This window comes from Pseudomonas sp. Z4-20 (assembly GCF_051131955.1).
GTDB lineage: Bacteria > Pseudomonadota > Gammaproteobacteria > Pseudomonadales > Pseudomonadaceae > Aquipseudomonas > Aquipseudomonas marvdashtae.
On record NZ_CP071641.1, the window covers coordinates 1,176,054 to 1,195,168 of the forward strand.

The window sequence follows — 19,115 nt, forward strand, 5'->3', positions numbered from 1 at the left end:
CGTGTCCCTGATCGCTTCTGACCACTTCCGCATCGTTGTCGGCCTCGGCAAGAGCGGCATGTCCCTGGTTCGCTTCCTGGCGAACCGGGGCGTGTCGTTCGCCGTGGCCGATACGCGGGAAAATCCGCCTGAGCTGGCCACGCTGCGTCGTGACTATCCTCAGGTAGATGTGCGTTGTGGCGAGCTGGACGTCGAATTCCTGTGCCGTGCCGATGAGCTCTACGTGAGCCCCGGCTTGGCCTTGGCGACCCCGGCCCTGCAGGCTGCCGCCGCTCGTGGGGTGAAATTGTCCGGTGACATCGAGTTGTTCGCCCGCAACGCCAAGGCACCGATCGTTGCCATCAGTGGCTCCAACGCCAAGAGCACCGTCACCACCCTGGTGGGTGAAATGGCGGCTGCGGCCGGCAAGCGTGTCGCCGTGGGCGGCAACCTCGGCACCCCGGCGCTGGACCTGCTCAGCGACGACGTCGAGCTGTACGTGATGGAACTGTCCAGCTTCCAGCTCGAAACCACTGATGACCTGGGCGCCGAAGTGGCGACCGTGCTCAATATCAGCGAAGACCACATGGACCGGTACAGCGGCCTGCCGGCCTATCACCTGGCCAAGCACCGGATCTTCCGTGGCGCGCGGCAGGTGGTATTCAATCGGCAAGACGCGCTGACACGGCCGTTGATGAGCGAAGGGCTGCCTTGCTGGACCTTCGGCCTCGGCGTTCCGGATTTCAAAGGCTTCGGTTTGCGCGAAGAGAACGGCGAGAAATACCTGGCCTTCGAATTCCAGAACCTGATGCCCGTGCGCGAATTGAAGATTCGTGGCGCCCACAACCAGGCCAATGCACTCGCGGCCTTGGCGCTTGGGCACGCGGTCGGGCTGCCGTTCGACGCCATGCTCTCGGCCCTGCGCAGCTTCGCCGGTCTCGAACATCGCTGCCAGTGGGTGCGCGACCTGGATGGCGTGGCCTGGTACAACGATTCCAAAGCCACCAACGTCGGCGCCGCGCTGGCCGCCATCGAAGGATTGGGCGCGGACATCGAAGGCAAACTCGTGCTGATCGCCGGTGGCGACGGCAAGGGCGCCGACTTCAAGGATCTGCGCGACCCGGTGGTGGTCAACTGCCGCGCCGTGGTGCTGATGGGCCGCGACCGGGAATTGATCGCCCATGCCCTCGGCGATGCCGTGCCGTTGGTTCGCGTGGGTTCGTTGGACGAGGCGGTACAGCAATGCCGTGCCCTCGCGCACCGAGGCGATGCGGTGCTGTTGTCTCCGGCCTGCGCCAGTTTTGACATGTTCAAGAACTACGAAGAGCGCGGGCAGTTGTTCGCTCGGGCCACGGAGGACTTGGCATGAACCTGCTGAACATCATCAAACCGTACCCGTCGCCGCTGATCACTGGGCGCGGCATCGACCTGGATTTCCCGATGCTCGCCGGTTGCCTGGCATTGCTCGGCCTGGGCCTGGTGATGATTACCTCCGCGTCGTCGGAAGTGGCCGCCGTGCAGTCGGGCAACACCCTTTATCACATGATCCGTCACCTGATTTACCTGGTGATCGGGCTGGGCGCGTGCATCGTCACCATGATGGTGCCGATCGCCACCTGGCAGCGCCTGGGCTGGATGATGCTGCTCGGCGCCTTCGGCCTGCTGGTGATGGTGCTGGTGCCCGGCATCGGCCGTGAGGTCAACGGTTCCATGCGCTGGATCGGCTTCAGCTTCTTCAACGTCCAGCCTTCGGAAATCGCCAAGGTGTTCGTGGTGATCTACCTCGCCGGTTACCTGGTGCGGCGCCAGAAAGAAGTGCGCGAAAGCTGGATGGGTTTCTTCAAGCCGTTCATCGTGCTTTTGCCGATGGCCGGCCTGCTGCTGATGGAACCGGACTTCGGCGCCACTGTAGTGATGATGGGGGCGGCGGCGGCGATGCTGTTCCTGGGCGGTGTCGGGCTGTTCCGTTTCACCCTGATGGTGGCGCTGGCGGTCGGCGCGGTGACCGTGCTGGTTCAGGCGCAGCCGTACCGGATGGCGCGTTTGATTACCTTTACCGATCCATGGGCCGACCAATTCGGTTCCGGCTATCAATTGACCCAGGCGCTGATCGCTTTCGGGCGCGGCGAATGGTTGGGCGTAGGCCTGGGCAACAGCGTGCAGAAGCAGTTCTACCTGCCGGAAGCCCATACCGACTTCGTGTTCTCGGTCCTCGCCGAAGAGCTGGGCGTGGTCGGTTCGCTGCTGACCGTCGCGCTGTTCGTCTTCGTCTGCGTGCGCGGCATGTACATCGGTTTGTGGGCCGAGAAGGCCAAGCAGTTTTTTGCCGCGTACGTGGCGTATGGCCTGTCGTTCCTGTGGATTGGTCAGTTCCTGATCAACATCGGCGTGAACGTTGGTCTGTTGCCGACCAAGGGTCTGACGCTGCCGTTCCTCAGTTACGGCGGCAGCTCCCTGGTGATCTGCTGCGCCTGTCTCGGCTTGTTGCTGCGCATCGAGTGGGAGAGTCGCACGCATCTGGGCAGCGAAGAGATGGAATTCCAAGAGAGCGACTTCGCCGAGGAGCCGACTCATGGGCGCTAACGTGCTGATCATGGCGGGCGGCACCGGTGGGCATGTGTTCCCGGCGCTGGCCTGTGCGCGGGAGTTCCAGGCGCGCGGCTATACCGTGCACTGGCTGGGCACGCCACGGGGCATCGAGAATGAATTGGTGCCGGCCGCCGGCCTGGAGCTGCATCGGATCAACGCCAGCGGCCTGCGCGGCAAGGGCAAGCTGTCGCTGCTCAAGGCGCCACTGATGCTGCTCAAATCGATCTGGCAGGCGCGGGCGATCATTCGTCGGCTGCGGCCGGTCTGTGTCGTCGGATTCGGTGGCTACGTGACCGGCCCAGGTGGCGTCGCGGCGAAACTGGCCGGTGTGCCGGTGATCGTTCACGAGCAGAACGCCGTAGCCGGTACCGCCAATCGGTTACTGGTGCCATTGGCCGCCCGGGTCTGTGAAGCCTTCCCCGACACCTTTACCCTGTCGGGCAGCCGTCGCACCACCGGTAATCCAGTGCGCACGGAGCTGTTCCTCGCAACACCGCGCCCGGCCCTGGCCGGACGCAAGGCGCGTTTGCTGATCCTGGGCGGAAGCCTGGGCGCAGAACCGTTGAACAAATTGCTGCCCGAAGCCCTGTCGCAGGTCGCTCCCGAACTGCGCCCGGAGGTGTTTCACCAGGCTGGCAAAAACCACGATGAAGTGACCGCCGAACGCTATCGCGCCGCCGGCGTCGAGGCGCAAGTGCAGCCGTTCATCATAGACATGGCCCAAGCCTATGGCTGGGCCGACCTGGTGGTCTGCCGCGCAGGCGCGCTCACCGTCAGTGAACTGGCTGCCGCCGGTCTGCCCTCGATGCTGGTGCCTTTGCCCCATGCCATCGACGATCACCAGACCCGCAACGCCGATTATTTGGCCCGTGAAGGCGCTGCCTTCCTGATGCCACAAAGAACGACTGGCGCCGCGGATCTTGCCGCACGCCTGACAGAGGTCTTGATGCAGCCGCAAACACTCGAAGACATGGCCCGCGCCGCGCGCCGCCTGGCCAAACCCGATGCCACTGCCCAAGTGGTCGATACCTGCCTGGAGGTGGCCCATGGTTGAGAATCGCAAAGCCATGCCGCAGCCGGAAATGCGCCGTATCCGCCGCATCCACTTCGTCGGGATCGGCGGCGTGGGCATGTGCGGGATCGCCGAGGTGTTGCTGAACCTGGGTTACCAGGTCTCGGGGTCCGACCTGAAGGCTTCGCCGGTCACCGAGCGCCTGGAATCCTTCGGTGCGCAGATTTTCATCGGCCACCGCGCCGAGAACGCCGCCAACGCCGATGTGCTGGTGGTTTCCAGCGCCGTGAACACCTCCAACCCGGAAGTCGCCACCGCCCTGGAACGGCGCATCCCCGTGGTGCCGCGAGCCGAGATGCTCGCCGAGCTGATGCGTTATCGCCATGGCATCGCCGTCGCCGGTACTCACGGCAAGACCACCACCACCAGCCTGATCGCCTCGGTGTTCGCCGCCGGTGGCCTGGACCCGACGTTCGTGATCGGTGGTCGCCTGAATGCCGCGGGCACCAATGCCCAGCTGGGCACCAGCCGCTACCTGATCGCCGAAGCCGACGAGAGCGACGCGAGTTTCCTGCACCTGCAACCGTTGGTGGCCGTGGTCACCAACATCGACGCCGATCACATGGCGACCTACGACGGTGACTTCAACAAACTGAAGAAAACCTTCGTCGAATTCCTGCACAACCTGCCGTTCTACGGGTTGGCGGTGGTGTGCCTGGACGATCCGGTGGTGCGCGAGATCCTGCCGCTGATCAAGCGTCCGACCGTGACCTACGGTTTTGGCGAAGACGCCGACGTGCGCGCCATCAACGTGCGCCAGCAAGGCATGCAGACGTTCTTCACCGTGCTGCGCCCTGATCGCGAACCGTTGGACGTGTCGGTGAACATGCCCGGCAACCACAACGTGCTGAACTCGCTGGCCACCATCTGCATCGCCACCGACGAAGGCGTCAGCGATGAAGCCATCGTCCAGGGCCTGTCTGGCTTCCAGGGTGTGGGCCGACGCTTCCAGGTCTACGGCGAACTGCCGGTGGACGGCGGCAACGTGATGCTGGTGGACGACTATGGCCACCACCCGACCGAAGTCGCGGCGGTGATCAAGGCCGTGCGCGGTGGCTGGCCGGAACGGCGCCTGGTGATGGTCTACCAGCCGCACCGCTACAGCCGCACCCGCGACCTGTACGACGATTTCGTCCAGGTGCTGGCCGACGCCAACGTGCTGCTGCTGATGGAAGTCTATCCGGCCGGCGAAGAGCCGATCCCGGGTGCTGACAGCCGCCAGTTGTGCCACAGCATCCGCCAGCGCGGTCAGTTGGACCCGATCTACATCGAGCGCGGCGTGGACCTCGCGCCGCTGGTCAAGCCGCTGCTGCGCGCCGGCGACATCCTGCTTTGCCAGGGTGCTGGTGACATCGGTGGCCTGGCCCCGAAACTGTTGAATAGTCCGTTATTCGCTGGGGCAATCGTGGCTTCCAGCGAGGGGAAACTGAAATGACTGCTGCCTACGCCAACCTGGTCTCGACCCTGGACCCGAAAGCCTTCGGCCGCGTGGCCGTGCTGTTCGGTGGCAAGAGCGCCGAGCGCGAGGTGTCCCTCAAGTCCGGCAATGCCGTGCTGCTCGCTTTGCAAAGCGCCGGTGTCGACGCGTTCGGTATCGACGTGGGCGACGATTTCCTGCAGCGCCTGCTGAGCGAAAAAATCGACCGGGCCTTCATCATTCTCCACGGTCGCGGCGGCGAAGACGGCAGCATGCAGGGTCTGCTCGAGTGCTTGGGCATCCCTTACACCGGCAGCGGCATCCTGGCTTCCGCCCTGGCAATGGACAAGCTGCGCACCAAGCAGGTCTGGCACAGCCTCGGCATTCCGACGCCGCGTCACGCCGTGCTGGCGAGCGAGGCCGATTGTATTTCGGCGGCGACGGAACTGGGCTTCCCCTTGATCGTCAAACCGGCCCATGAAGGTTCAAGTATCGGCATGGCGAAAGTGAATTCGCTGCCTGAGTTGACCGCCGCATGGAAGGACGCCAGTTCCTACGATTCGCAAGTGTTGGTCGAACAGTGGATCACCGGTCCGGAGTTCACCATCGCCACCCTGCGTGACCAGGTGTTGCCCCCTATCGCGCTGGGCACGCCCCACACGTTCTACGACTACGACGCCAAGTACATCGCCAATGACACCCAGTACCGCATTCCCTGCGGGCTGGATGCCGCCAAGGAAAAACAATTGATGGAGCTCACGGCCAAGGCCTGTGAGGCGCTGGGGATCGCCGGTTGGGCCCGCGCGGACGTGATGCAGGACGCCGACGGGCAGTTCTGGTTCCTGGAAGTCAATACCGCTCCCGGCATGACCGATCACAGCCTGGTACCGATGGCGGCCCGTGCCGCCGGTCTGGATTTCCAGCAACTGGTGCTGTCGATCCTGGCCGCCAGTGTCGGCAACCAAGAGCCAAGAGGTTAAGCCATGCAAGGCGCATCGCTTCGTCATCAGCCATCCGCTCCCGGTCGCAAGCCGGTGCCGCGGGGTGCCAGCCGAATGGTGGCCAAAGAGCCGATGTCGGCGCGCTTGCCGAAAGCCAATTTTGGTTTTCTCAAGAGCTTGTTCTGGCCGGTGCTGCTGGTGGCGTTGGGGTTCGGTACGTATGAAGGCGCACAACGCTTGCTGCCCTATGCCGACCGGCCAATCGCCCGGATCAACGTCCAGGGCGACCTGAGCTACATCAGCCAGCAGGCGGTGCAGCAGCGGATCGCGCCGTTCGTCGCGTCGAGCTTCTTCACCATCGACCTGGCCGGCATGCGCACGGAGCTGGAGCAGATGCCTTGGATCGCCCACGCCGAAGTACGGCGGGTATGGCCCGACCAGGTGTCGATTCGCCTGGAAGAACAATTGCCAGTGGCCCGTTGGGGCGACGAGTCGCTGTTGAACAACCAGGGCCAGGCGTTCACGCCACGGGAACTGGCGAACTACGAACATTTGCCACAACTGTTCGGGCCTCAACGGGCCCAGCAGAAAGTGATGCAGCAATACCAGGTGTTGAGTCAGATGTTGCGGCCGCTGGGCTTCTCCATCGCACGCCTGGAACTGCGTGAGCGCGGCAGTTGGTTTCTGACCACTGGCGCGGGCAGCTCGGGGCCCGGCATCGAGCTGCTGCTCGGGCGCGGCAACCTGGTGGAAAAGATGCGCCGCTTCATTGCCATCTATGACAAGACGCTCAAAGAACAGATTACGAACATCGCGCGCATCGATCTGCGCTACGCCAACGGCCTCGCTGTTGGCTGGCGGGAACCTGTAGCGCCGACGACAGCCGAACCCGCTGTCGCGAAGAATTAAGAAGAGGCAGGACCCATGGCAAACGTGCAAAGCGGAAAAATGATCGTCGGTCTGGATATCGGCACTTCCAAGGTGGTTGCGCTGGTAGGCGAGGTCGCGGACGACGGCACGCTGGTCATCGTCGGGATCGGTACACACCCGTCCCGTGGCTTGAAAAAAGGCGTGGTGGTGAACATCGAGTCCACCGTGCAATCGATCCAGCGCGCCATCGAAGAAGCGCAGCTGATGGCCGGTTGCCGGATCCACTCGGCGTTCGTCGGCGTTGCGGGCAATCACATCCGCAGCCTGAACTCCCACGGCATCGTGGCGATTCGTGATCGCGAAGTCAGCTCCGCCGACCTTGAGCGCGTGCTCGACGCGGCCCAAGCGGTGGCGATTCCGGCCGACCAGCGTGTCTTGCACACCCTGCCGCAGGATTATGTGATCGATAACCAGGAAGGCGTGCGCGAGCCGCTGGGCATGTCCGGCGTGCGCCTCGAAGCCAAGGTCCACGTGGTGACTTGCGCCGTGAACGCTGCACAGAACATTGAAAAATGTGTGCGCCGCTGCGGCCTGGAAATCGACGACATCATCCTCGAGCAACTGGCGTCGGCCTACTCGGTGTTGACCGACGATGAGAAAGAACTGGGCGTGTGCCTGGTGGACATCGGCGGCGGCACCACTGATATCGCGATCTTCACCGAAGGCGCCATTCGCCACACGGCCGTGATTCCGATTGCCGGCGACCAGGTGACCAATGACATCGCCATGGCGTTGCGCACCCCGACCCAGTACGCCGAGGAAATCAAGATCCGCTACGCCTGCGCCCTGGCGAAACTCGCCGGTGCCGGTGAAACCATCAAGGTGCCAAGCGTTGGCGACCGTCCACCGCGCGAACTGTCGCGCCAGGCCTTGGCCGAGGTGGTCGAGCCGCGCTACGACGAGCTGTTCACGCTGATCCAGGCCGAACTGCGTCGCAGCGGCTACGAAGACTTGATCCCGGCCGGCATCGTGCTGACCGGCGGTACGTCGAAGATGGAGGGCGCGGTCGAACTGGCCGAAGAGATTTTCCACATGCCGGTGCGCCTGGGCGTGCCCCATGGCGTCAAGGGCCTCGATGACGTGGTCCGCAACCCGATCTATTCCACCGGCGTGGGCCTGTTGATGTATGGCCTGCAAAAGCAATCCGACGGGATTTCGTTCTCGGGGATCGGCAGCCGTGACAGCTACAGCAGCGACGAGCCGAAAGCGCCGCTTTTCGAGCGGCTCCAGGCTTGGGTGAAAGGTAATTTTTAGCAGCAAGCTTCAAGCTTCAAGCGGCAAGCTCAGGCTTGGCGCTAGAAGGCGGTAAAAACGCAGTAGGCGAAAAAAAACTAGAGAATGTAAGGAGAGGGAACATGTTTGAACTCGTAGACAACATCCCCGCTAGCCCGGTTATCAAAGTAATCGGTGTCGGCGGTGGCGGCGGCAACGCTGTCAACCACATGGTCAAGAGCAACATTGAAGGCGTTGAGTTCATCTGCGCCAACACTGATGCCCAGGCGCTGAAATCCATCGGCGCACGGACCATCCTGCAATTGGGCACTGGCGTGACCAAAGGCCTTGGCGCCGGCGCCAACCCTGAAGTGGGCCGTCAGGCCGCTCTCGAAGACCGTGAGCGCATTGCTGAAGTCCTGCAAGGCACCAACATGGTGTTCATCACCACGGGCATGGGCGGCGGTACCGGTACCGGTGCGGCGCCAATCATTGCCGAAGTGGCCAAGGAAATGGGCATTCTCACCGTTGCGGTGGTGACTCGTCCGTTCCCTTTCGAAGGTCGCAAGCGTATGCAGATCGCCGACGAAGGTATCCGTCTGCTGTCTGAAAGCGTCGACTCGTTGATCACCATCCCTAACGAGAAGCTGCTGACCATCCTCGGTAAAGACGCAAGCCTCTTGTCGGCTTTCGCCAAGGCTGACGATGTACTGGCCGGTGCCGTTCGCGGTATCTCCGACATCATCAAGCGTCCTGGCATGATCAACGTCGACTTTGCTGACGTACGGACTGTCATGAGCGAAATGGGCATGGCGATGATGGGCACTGGCTGCGCCAGCGGTCCGAACCGTGCGCGCGAAGCGACCGAAGCGGCCATCCGCAACCCGTTGCTCGAAGACGTGAACCTGCAAGGTGCGCGCGGCATCCTCGTGAACATCACCGCCGGTCCTGACCTGTCCCTGGGTGAGTACTCCGACGTGGGTAGCATCATCGAAGCCTTCGCTTCCGAGCACGCAATGGTCAAGGTCGGTACCGTTATCGATCCGGACATGCGCGACGAGTTGCACGTCACCGTGGTTGCCACGGGTCTGGGCGCTAAAATCGAGAAGCCGGTAAAGGTTATCGACAATACCGTTCACACCTCAATGGCTTCGCAACCGCAACAACAAGTGTCCTCCCGTCAGGAAGCACCGGCGGTGAACTACCGTGACCTGGACCGTCCGACCGTCATGCGCAACCAGGCCCAGGCCGGTACTGCGACTGCCGCGAAGATGAATCCGCAAGACGATCTGGATTACCTGGACATCCCGGCATTCCTGCGTCGTCAGGCCGATTGATGGAATGTATCAGGGGTATACGGGTGATTGGTGTTCAGCAAAGGTCTGGTCTGCTATCATCGCCAGCCTTTGTTGATACCAGTTCGCAATTTGCGCTGAAGCGGCCCATGCCATGATTAAACAACGCACCCTGAAGAATATTATCCGTGCCACAGGTGTCGGCCTGCACTCCGGCGAGAAGGTCTACCTGACCCTCAAGCCTGCGCCTGTCGACACCGGCATTGTGTTTTGTCGTGCCGACCTCGACCCTGTGGTGCAGATCCCTGCTCGCGCGGAAAACGTTGGCGAAACCACTATGTCGACCACACTGGTCAACGGTGACGTCAAAGTGGACACGGTGGAGCATTTGCTCTCGGCCATGGCTGGCCTGGGCATCGATAACGCCTACGTCGAGCTCTCCGCGTCCGAAGTCCCGATCATGGATGGCAGTGCCGGACCCTTTGTATTCCTGATTCAATCGGCTGGCCTGGAAGAACAGGACGCGGCCAAGAAATTCATCCGCATCCTGCGGGAAGTGACAGTGGAAGACGGCGACAAGCGCGCCACTTTCGTCCCTTTCGAAGGTTTCAAGGTGAGCTTCGAGATCGATTTCGATCACCCGGTTTTCCGTGACCGCACCCAAAGTGCAAGCGTGGATTTTTCCAGCACTTCGTTCGTAAAAGAAGTCAGCCGCGCCCGTACCTTTGGTTTCATGAGTGACATCGAGTACCTGCGCAAGCACAACCTCGCACTCGGCGGCAGTGTGGAAAACGCGATCGTGGTCGATTCCGACGGTGTATTGAACGAAGACGGCCTTCGTTATGAAGACGAATTCGTCAAGCACAAGATCCTCGATGCAATCGGCGACCTCTACCTGCTGGGCAACAGCCTGATTGGTGAGTTCAAGGGCTTCAAGTCCGGCCACGCACTGAACAACCAGCTGCTGCGCAAGTTGATTGAGCAGAAAGACGCTTGGGAAGTCGTGACGTTCGAAGACGCCAGCACCGCACCAATCTCTTACATGCGCCCTGTAGCGGCCGTGTAAGCAAAAAACCTCTCTAGTTTTTTAAGGGCTGCCTTCGGGTGGCCCTTTTTTATACCTGGAGTTCGGGGCATAAGCACTTGGTGGCTGTCTTACATCGCGCAAACAACCCGATTACGCCCGCTGGCCTTGGCCTGGTAAAGCGCCTTGTCGGCGGCAAGCAGCAGTTGTTCGGGTTCGCTGTACGGCCCCTGGGCCCAAGTGGCGATGCCGATGCTGACGGTCATGGGCACGTCGCCAGGCAACTGCTCCACCGCTTCACGAATGTTCTGCGCCATGCTGAACGCTCCTGCGGTGGTGGTTTCCGGCAGCACCACTGAAAACTCCTCACCTCCGTAGCGCGCAGCCAAGTCGGCCGGTCGCCGAACATGCTCGCCGATCAGTTGCGCCAGGGCGCGCAAGGCCTCGTCGCCACGTTGGTGGCCAAGGCGATCGTTGAGCGCCTTGAAGTGGTCTGCATCGATCATCAGGACCGACAGCGGCTGGCCGGAGCGTTGCGCACGCAGCCATTCCAGATGCAGCGTCTGGTCCAGGGTCCGACGGTTGGCCAGGCCTGTCAGCGGATCGACGGATGCCAGTTGCGCCAGCTCCCGTTCGGCGTGGTGGCGGCGTCGCAATTCCCGGCGCAGCAACCAGGTGAGCCAGAGCAAGGTGATGCACAGCGCGCCCGTGGCGCCACTGACCAGCAACGCCGTGCGTTTCCATGAAGCGAAGACTTCCTGGGAGGAGAGCGCGACGACGACTATCAAAGGCAAGTCGCCCACCTGGGAAAAGGTGTAGAGACGTTGCGTCTGATCCACGCTCGACACGCTGGTGAAGCTGCCATCGCCTTCGCGCAGGATGCGCACGAAATTCGGCCGATTGCTGAAATCCTTGCCGATCATGTCTTCGGCCAGCGGTGGTTCCTGCGCGAGCAGGATGCCGTCACGGCTGACCAGGTTGACCGTTCCGCCGTGACCGATGTTCAGGCTTTTGAACAGTTGGCTGAAGTAGCCCAGGCGCATCGCTGCCTCGGCCACGCCCATGAAATCGCCCCGGTCATCGTTCAACCGATAGCTGAAGCTGATGCGCCAATCGTGCGGCTGGCTCCTGGCCCGGAACGGGCGACTGATTTTCATGCCCGGGTTGGGGTCCGGAAGGTGGGACTGGAAATATTCCCGATCGGCGTAATTGCCTCTACGTGGTTCTACCGAGGCGGAATCGGCGATCACATCGCCACGCTTGTCGAGCACCAGGATGTCGCCTTTGTAGGGCGCGGCGGTGGCGCGGTCGAACAGGGCGAGATGGCGAATCGTTGGCGAAACGTCTTTCAAGTCGTCGCGCTTTGCAGCGGCAATCAAACCTCGCAGGGATAGGTCGTAGAGTTCAACGTTGCGCAGCACGTCGGCGTCGATCAGCTGCACGATGTTGCTCGCCGCCCGCGTCGCCGCCTGTTGGGCGCTGGCATGTTCCCGGATCAGCAGGAACGTCACGATACTCAGGATGGCAATCACAACCAGCGAGCTGGCCAATACGAGTACCCGTTCCGAACGTATCGAAAGGGGGATCTTGCCGGGTGTTGCACTGCTCGCGTTCATGATTCCGATCTGCATTGTCATGTGGCTGGGATCCTTCCCATAGGCTGCTCATCTTCAACCGCGGATGACTGGCATCAGACAATGCTGGCCTTTTGCAAGATTGTGCGTGCGGCACTGGAATTGAGCAATGCACATCGTGGCTTATTTCAGGCCGGCAAACGGATGCCGAAGGTGTTTGCGCCCCGGTCGCTGCGCACGAACACATCGCCGCCATGCATCAGCGCAATCGCCTTGACGATGGCCAGGCCCAGCCCGTGGTTGGCGCCACTGTTGCTGCGGGAGGCATCGACCCGGTAGAAGCGCTCGAACAGACGCGGCAGGTGCTCGCCGGCGATCGGCTCGCCGGGGTTGGTGACGCCAAGGCAGACCTGGTCGCCGAGGACTTCAATCTGCACATCGATCACTTGTCCGGGCGCGGTGTGCTGGACGGCGTTGCTGAGCAGGTTGATCAGCGCCCGGCGCAGGTGGGCGATTTCGATCGTGGCTTGTGCATCGCCGCTGACGCAAACCTGGACCTGGGCGTCTTCGAGGATGAAGTCCAGGTAATCGAGGGTGGTTGCCACCTCGTCGGCCAGGGAGGTGGTGGTCAGCTTGGTGGCCTTGCTGCCCTGGTCCGCGCTGGCCAGGAACAACATGTCATTGATGATCGAGCGCAGCCGCTCCAGTTCTTCGAGGTTCGATTGCAGCACTTCGAAGTAATGCTCGGCCGAACGCCCGCGGGTCAGCGCCACTTGGGTCTGGCCGATCAGGTTGGTCAGCGGCGAGCGCAGTTCGTGGGCGACATCGGCGTTAAACGATTCGAGCCGGGAGTACGCCTGTTCCACGCGATCGAGGGTGGCATTGAACGAACTGACGAACTGGCTGAGTTCCGGCGGCAACGGCGACAAGCGCAAGCGACCGGTGAGGCGGGGCGGGGCCAGGCGCTGGGCTTCATCGGACAACTTGATGAGGGGCTTGAGGCCGATGCGCGCAACCCAATAGCCCAGCAAGGAAGCCAGCAGCACGCCGATACACGCCAGGCTCACCAGCGCCACCAGCAAATGATGTTGGGTCTGGTAGAAGGTCTCGGTGTCGATGCCGATCATGAACCGCAACGGCGGACGCTGGTCCTTGGCCGGAAACTGGCTCACCAGGACCTTCATCGGATAATGCCGGTCGGGCAATACAAGGTCGTGCTTGCCCAGCGGGCCTTGGGCAACGGCGCGGACCTGAGGGGCGGGGTTGCCGTATTCAAAGCGCGGGTCGCCGCTGACGACCCAGAAATGGATGCGCTTGTCTTCTTCGCCCAGCAACCGCAGCTTGTTGTTGATTTTCACCCAGTGCTCGGACGTGCCGAAACGCCCGACGGTGGATTCAAGCACGCTGTAACGGGCATCGAGTTCGGCTTCCGGCAACAGGCCCAGGCCTTTTTCGACCTGCTGGTAAAGGGCGCCGCCAATCAGCAGGAACACCAGCGCCGCGACCAGCGTGAACATGCCGCTCAGGCGCAGTGCGATGCTATTACTCACCTCGGTTCTCCAGCACGTAACCCATGCCGCGAATGGTGTGCAGCAATTTTTCTTCGAACGGTCCGTCGAGCTTGGCCCGCAGCCGTTTGATCGCCACTTCGACGACGTTGGCGTCGCTGTCGAAGTTGATGTCCCAGACCATTTCGGCAATGGCGGTTTTCGAGAGGATTTCGCCTTGGCGACGGGCCAGGACGCTGAGCAGCGAGAACTCCTTGGCGGTCAGGTCCAGGCGCTGGCCGGCGCGGGTGGCCTTGCGGCTGATCAAGTCGATCCACAGGTCGGCGATGCTGACCTGCACCGGTTCATGGCCGCCGCTGCGGCGAGTCAGGGCTTGCAAGCGGGCCACCAGTTCAAGGAAGGAGAAGGGTTTGCCCAAGTAATCGTCGGCACCGTCGCGCAGGCCCTTGATGCGGTCTTCGACCCGTTCGCGGGCGGTGAGCATGATCACCGGCGTCTGCTTGCGCACGCGCAAGGCACGCAGCACGCCAAAGCCATCCAGCCCCGGCAGCATGACGTCGAGCACGATCACCGCGTAATCGCTTTCGAGGGCCAGGTGCAGCCCTTCGACGCCGTCCCGCGCCACGTCCACGGTGTAGCCCTGTTCGGTCAGGCCGCGGTGCAGGTAGTCAGCGGTTTTTTCTTCGTCTTCGATGATCAGAACGCGCATGGGCCCGCCTCAGTGGTCTGTGCTTGCCAGCGTCGCCGTCGGCGCCGGCCCTGGGTGCTGGGCGGGCCGATGGAACAGTCGCTCGAGCCACAAGTATATGACCGGAGTGGTGAACAACGTCAGCGCCTGGCTCACCAGCAGACCGCCAACCACCGCGATGCCCAGGGGCTGGCGCAATTCCGCGCCAGCGCCGTAGCCGAGCATCAGCGGCAGGGCACCGAGAAGGGCAGCCAGGGTGGTCATGATGATCGGACGGAAGCGGGTCAGGCAGGCCTGGAAAATCGCGTCCTGCGGCGTCATCCCGCCATTGCGCTGGGCGTCGAGGGCGAAGTCGATCATCAGGATGCCGTTCTTCTTGACGATGCCGATCAGCAGCACCAGCCCGATCAACGCCATGATCGAAAAATCCTGGCCCAGCAGCCAGAGCATGATCAGCGCGCCAAGGCCGGCCGAGGGTAACGTGGAAATGATCGTCAGCGGGTGCACGAAACTCTCGTAGAGCACGCCAAGGATGATGTACACCGCCACCAGCGCGGCGAGGATCAGCCACGGCTGGCTCGCCAGCGAACTTTGAAACGCCTGGGCCGCGCCTTGGAAATTACCGGTGATGGCGGCGGGCATGCCGATCTCGTTCTTGGCCTGGTCGAGCAGGCGCACTGCATCCCCCAGCGCCACCCCGGGCGCCAGGTTGAACGACAGGTTCGCCGCCGGGAACATGCCGTCATGGGCAATCGACAGCGGGCCGTTGGTGGGCGCATCGAAGCGGGCCAGGGCCGAAAGCGGCACCATTTCCCCGCTCAGTGGCGAGCGCAGGTAGAAATACGCCAGGCTTTCGGCCTTGCCACGTTGCTGGGTATCGAGCTCCAGGATCACGTTGTACTGGTTGGTCTCGGTCTGGAATTCATTGATCTGGCGCTGGCCGAAGGCATCGTACAGCGCCTGGTCGACATCGCTGGCGGTCAGGCCGAAACGCGCCGCGGCGCTGCGGTCGATGTTGATGTGAGTGATGCTGCCGCCCAGTTGCAGGTCGTTGGAGATGTCACGGAACGCCGGGCTGCCGCGCAGCTTGTCGGTGAGTTTCTGGGTCCAGGCGTTGAGAGTCGGTCCGTCGTTGCTCTTGAGCACGTATTGATACTGGGCGCGGCTGGGGCCGGAGCTGAGGTTGATGTCTTGCCCTGCCCGCAGGTACAGCACGACGCCGGGAATCTTCAACAGTTTGGGACGGATCCGGTCAATGAAGCCACTGGCCGATACATCGCGCTCGCCCCGGGGCTTGAGGGCGATCCAGAAGCGGCCGTTGGCGATGGTCTGGTTGTTGCCCGAGACGCCGACGGAGTGGGAGAAAGTCTGCACTGCCGGGTCGGCGGCAACGATCTCGGCCAGGGCCTTGTGCTTGGCCACCATGTCCGGGAACGACACGTCGGCGGCCGCCTCACTGGTGCCCAGCACCAGGCCAGTGTCCTGCACCGGGAAAAAACCCTTGGGAATGAACACGTAGCCCACTACCGCAAGCGCCAAGGTCAGGCCGAACACGCCGATCATTAGCTTCTGATGGGCGAGGGCCTTGCGCAAGCCCCGCTCGTACCAACCCAGCAGACGTTCGCCGAACCCGGGCTTGGCGTGAGCATGGTGCGTCGGGGCGCGCATGAACAACGCCGCCAGGGTGGGCGCCAGTGTCAGGGACACCACCACCGAAATCAGGATGGTCGAGGTGGCCGTCAGGGCGAACTCCTTGAACAGACGACCGACCACGCCGCCCATGAACAACAGCGGGATAAACGCCGCGACCAGCGAGAGGCTGATGGAAACCACGGTGAAGCCGATTTCCCCGGCGCCCTTGATCGCCGCCTCGCGCATGCCTTCGCCGGCCTCCAGGTGCCGGTGGATGTTTTCCACGACGACGATGGCGTCGTCCACCACGAACCCCACCGAGATGACGATGGCCACCAGGGTCAGGTTGTTCAGGCTGAACCCCATCACGTACATCAGGGCGAAACTGGCGATCAACGACACGCCGAGCACCGCCGAGACAATCAGGGTCGCCGAGAGCTGGCGCAGGAACAGCGCCATCACCGCCACCACCAGCAGCACCGCGATCACCAAGGTGATCTCCACTTCGTGCAGCGATGCCCGAATGGTCTGCGTACGGTCGATCATCACCTTGACCTGCACCGCGGCGGGCAACATGGCTTCCAAGGTCGGCAGGGCCGCCTGGATGCGGTCGACGGTCTCGACGATGTTCGCTCCCGGTTGGCGGAAGATGACCAGGTTGACCCCGGGCTGATCGTCGGACCAGGCCTGGACGTAGGCGTTTTCCGAACCGTTGACGACCTTGGCGATGTCCTTGAGGTGAACCGGCGCGCCGTCCCGGTAGGAAACGATCAATTCGCCGTATTCTTCGGGCTTGAACAACTGGTCGTTGGTGGACAGCGTGGAAATGCTCGACTCTCCGTACAGCGCACCCTTGGCAAGGTTGAGGCTGGCTTGCTGGAGGGACAGGCGAAGGTCGGCCAGGGTCAAGCCGATGGCCGCGAGTCGGTCGGCCGAGGCCTGGACCCGGATCGCCGGGCGTTGCTGGCCGGTGATATAGATTTGCCCGACGCCGTCGATCTGGCTGATCTGGCGGGCGAGCAGGGTTTCGACGTAATCGCTCAGCTCGGTGCCTGGCATCAGGTCTGAGCTGATGCTGAGGATCAGCACCGGACTGTCGGCTGGATTGACCTTGCGCCAGGTCGGCAGGTTCGGCATGTCGTTGGGCAGCTTGCCGGCAGCGGTGTTGATGGCCGCCTGGACTTCCTGGGCCGCGGTGTCGATGCTTTTGTCGAGGCTGAATTGCAGGGTCAGGTTGGTCGAGCCCAACGCGCTGCTGGAGGTCATCTGGGTGATGCCCGGGATGGCGCTGAATTGCACTTCCAGCGGGGTCGCTACCGACGAAGCCATGGTCTCGGGACTGGCGCCAGGCAACTGGGCGCTGACTTGGATAGTCGGGAATTCCGCCTCGGGCAACGGCGCGACGGGCAGGCGAGGGAAGGCGATCAACCCCAGCAACACCAGGGCGAATGTCAGCAGCACCGTGGCGATGGGGTGGTCGATGCACCACGCCGATATCGAGCCGCGGCCCTTCATGGCTGCGCCTGCCCGGTCTTGGCGAGGGCGGGGGGATCGCCGAGTACCTGGACGCTGGCGCCGGGCTTGAGCCGTGACTGGCCGTCGCTCACCAATTGGTCGCCGGCGCTCACCCCCTTGATGATGTGCATGCCGCTATCCTGGTAGACCATTTCTACCGGCACGCTTTCCACCTTGTCGCCTTTGACCCGGTACACGAAGTGTTGCTCCAGCCCGCGCTGGACCACGGTGGGTGGCACCACCAAGGCGCCTTTTTCGATGGCTGTCTGGATTTTCAGGGTGACCAGTTGCCCCGGCCACAGCCGTTGCGCGGCGTTATTGAATTCAGCCTTGGCCCGCAGGGTCCCGGTGTTGGTATTGATCTGGTTGTCGATGAGGCTGAGCCGCCCCTCGCCGAGTGGGTCCCCGGTGGCGTCATCGGCGCCGATGTAGGCCTTGACCAAGGCTTGGTCGGGGGCGGCGATCAATCGCTGCAAGGTCGGCAACATTTGCTGGGGCAAGGAAAACTCCACCGCAATCGGGTCGATCTGGGTCACCGTGAACAAGCCTTCGGTGTCGCTGGTTCGCAGGAAGTTGCCTTCATCGACGTTGCGAATGCCGACGCGACCGGTCACCGGGGAGCGGATCTGGGTGTAGGACAATTGCACCTGGGCCGAGTCGATGGCCGCCTGGTTGCCTTGGGCAGAGGCCTTGAGCTGATTGACCAAGGCCTGTTGCTGGTCGTAGGTCTGTTTGGACACGCCGTCATCGACACTCAGCAATTTATAGCGCTTGAGGTTGACCTGGGCCACGGCCAGTTGCGCCTGGCTCTCGCCGAGTTGGGCCCGGGCCTGGTCGAGGCTGGCACGGATCGAACGATCATCGATGGTCGCCAGCAGGTCCCCCTTCTTGACCAGCTGTCCTTCCTTGACCATCAGCCTGGTGAGAATGCCGTCGATCTGCGGGCGGATCACCACGCTGTGCAGCGACAACACCGTGCCGATACCGCTGGCAAAGCGCGGCACGTCCTTTTCGACCACGCTGACAACCCTCACCGGTACGGCGGCGGACGCGCTGGGTCGGGTGGCGACGGGCTTGATGGCAAACCAGAGGGCGAGGGCGGCCAGGGCGATCAATAGCACGACAAGCAAGACGGTTTTTTTCTGGATAGGCATGAACGTGAAACGCCGGTTCGGGACGAAGGAATTCTTGGGCTTTCTTATATAGCGTTGTGAGCCCGTCAGGAAGGTGACGGCTAGCTGTCACGGCTGTCAGTTTTGTCCCGACTTCCTGTCAGACGGTCAGTCTCGATTGAATCTGCCCGGTGCACGGCGATAGCGGGCGAGTATACTGCTGCGTTTCGCGGCTCACTCACCGAGCCCGGCATACCCGCTTTACCGGAGCCTTACATGACTTCCCCGACACCTTCGCCCGTGGACGAACTCACGAGCGACGACCAGGCTGACCTGGCCAACAGCGAGAATGGCAGCGCTGAAAACGCCACGGCGGCGATCGCGGCCTTCAAGTTCCCGTTCAAACCCGGCGAACTGGCCACGGCCAAAGGTGCCGGGCAACAGCCCTGGTACAAGAACGGCGCGAAGAACGGTCACACCAAGACCCCCGGCGCGGCGCCTCCCGGTACGCGTCGTTCAATGGGCAAACGCTGAGCCTTGCAGACCCTGAGTACACGTTAATTTAAGGCGTTGCCTACAAGAATGTAGGTCAATGCCTACAGCTAACTTTATCAGTCCTCGCGAAGA

At 62.5% G+C, this 19,115-nt stretch carries 15 protein-coding genes; 10 read left to right on the forward strand and 5 right to left on the reverse strand.

Annotated elements, in window-relative coordinates:
- Window position 1 precedes the first annotated feature (1 nt).
- The 9 genes from murD to lpxC all read left to right on the forward strand — a co-directional run bounded on the left by murD (window position 2) and on the right by lpxC (window position 10,501).
- Window positions 2-1,348 (forward strand): UDP-N-acetylmuramoyl-L-alanine--D-glutamate ligase, encoded by a 1,347-nt coding sequence (gene murD / locus J3P82_RS05535; RefSeq protein WP_434561345.1) that lies wholly within the window; start codon window positions 2-4, stop codon window positions 1,346-1,348.
- Window positions 1,345-2,562, forward strand: a complete 1,218-nt coding sequence (gene ftsW, locus J3P82_RS05540; RefSeq protein ID WP_434561347.1) for a putative lipid II flippase FtsW — start codon at window positions 1,345-1,347, stop codon at window positions 2,560-2,562. Before murD ends, ftsW begins: the two co-directional genes overlap by 4 nt.
- Window positions 2,552-3,622, forward strand: a complete 1,071-nt coding sequence (gene murG, locus J3P82_RS05545; protein ID WP_434561349.1) for an undecaprenyldiphospho-muramoylpentapeptide beta-N-acetylglucosaminyltransferase — start codon at window positions 2,552-2,554, stop codon at window positions 3,620-3,622. Before ftsW ends, murG begins: the two co-directional genes overlap by 11 nt.
- Window positions 3,615-5,075 (forward strand): UDP-N-acetylmuramate--L-alanine ligase, encoded by a 1,461-nt coding sequence (gene murC / locus J3P82_RS05550; RefSeq protein WP_434561351.1) that lies wholly within the window; start codon window positions 3,615-3,617, stop codon window positions 5,073-5,075. Before murG ends, murC begins: the two co-directional genes overlap by 8 nt.
- Window positions 5,072-6,037 (forward strand): D-alanine--D-alanine ligase, encoded by a 966-nt coding sequence (locus tag J3P82_RS05555; RefSeq protein ID WP_434561353.1) that lies wholly within the window; start codon window positions 5,072-5,074, stop codon window positions 6,035-6,037. Before murC ends, J3P82_RS05555 begins: the two co-directional genes overlap by 4 nt.
- A 3-nt stretch (window positions 6,038-6,040) precedes the next feature.
- Window positions 6,041-6,907 carry a cell division protein FtsQ/DivIB gene (locus tag J3P82_RS05560; protein WP_018606096.1) on the forward strand — a complete coding sequence of 289 codons (867 nt, stop codon included), beginning with the start codon at window positions 6,041-6,043 and terminating at the stop codon, window positions 6,905-6,907.
- 15 nt (window positions 6,908-6,922) lie between these two features.
- Window positions 6,923-8,182 (forward strand): cell division protein FtsA, encoded by a 1,260-nt coding sequence (gene ftsA, locus J3P82_RS05565; RefSeq protein ID WP_003205342.1) that lies wholly within the window; start codon window positions 6,923-6,925, stop codon window positions 8,180-8,182.
- 101 nt (window positions 8,183-8,283) lie between these two features.
- Complete coding sequence (gene ftsZ / locus J3P82_RS05570; RefSeq protein WP_135847083.1) at window positions 8,284-9,477, forward strand: cell division protein FtsZ; 1,194 nt, start codon at window positions 8,284-8,286, stop codon at window positions 9,475-9,477.
- 112 nt (window positions 9,478-9,589) lie between these two features.
- Window positions 9,590-10,501 (forward strand): UDP-3-O-acyl-N-acetylglucosamine deacetylase, encoded by a 912-nt coding sequence (gene lpxC / locus J3P82_RS05575; RefSeq protein ID WP_095106092.1) that lies wholly within the window; start codon window positions 9,590-9,592, stop codon window positions 10,499-10,501.
- An 89-nt stretch (window positions 10,502-10,590) separates the two neighbouring features.
- Here the strand turns inward: lpxC and J3P82_RS05580 are convergent, their stop codons facing one another.
- The 5 genes from J3P82_RS05580 to J3P82_RS05600 form a co-directional block, all read right to left on the reverse strand.
- Entirely contained in the window at window positions 10,591-12,075 is a 1,485-nt protein-coding gene (locus J3P82_RS05580; RefSeq protein ID WP_434563714.1) for a sensor domain-containing diguanylate cyclase, read from the reverse strand.
- Between the two features lie 146 nt (window positions 12,076-12,221).
- Window positions 12,222-13,550 carry a heavy metal sensor histidine kinase gene (locus J3P82_RS05585; RefSeq protein ID WP_434563716.1) on the reverse strand — a complete coding sequence of 443 codons (1,329 nt, stop codon included), beginning with the start codon at window positions 13,548-13,550 and terminating at the stop codon, window positions 12,222-12,224.
- A 25-nt stretch (window positions 13,551-13,575) separates the two neighbouring features.
- Window positions 13,576-14,250: a heavy metal response regulator transcription factor gene (locus J3P82_RS05590; protein WP_434561355.1), complete on the reverse strand. Its 675-nt coding sequence runs from the start codon at window positions 14,248-14,250 to the stop codon at window positions 13,576-13,578.
- A gap of 9 nt (window positions 14,251-14,259) precedes the next feature.
- On the reverse strand, window positions 14,260-17,376 hold the full coding sequence (locus tag J3P82_RS05595) for a multidrug efflux RND transporter permease subunit (protein ID WP_434561357.1): 3,117 nt from the start codon (window positions 17,374-17,376) through the stop codon (window positions 14,260-14,262).
- The gene (locus J3P82_RS05600; RefSeq protein ID WP_434561359.1) at window positions 17,373-18,530 is read right to left on the reverse strand and encodes an efflux RND transporter periplasmic adaptor subunit; all 1,158 of its coding nucleotides are present in this window, start codon (window positions 18,528-18,530) and stop codon (window positions 17,373-17,375) included. Before J3P82_RS05600 ends, J3P82_RS05595 begins: the two co-directional genes overlap by 4 nt.
- 234 nt (window positions 18,531-18,764) lie before the next feature.
- On the opposite strand from J3P82_RS05600, the gene J3P82_RS05605 reads away from it, so the two are divergent.
- Window positions 18,765-19,022, forward strand: a complete 258-nt coding sequence (locus tag J3P82_RS05605; RefSeq protein WP_434561361.1) for a hypothetical protein — start codon at window positions 18,765-18,767, stop codon at window positions 19,020-19,022.
- Window positions 19,023-19,115: the final 93 nt, after the last annotated feature.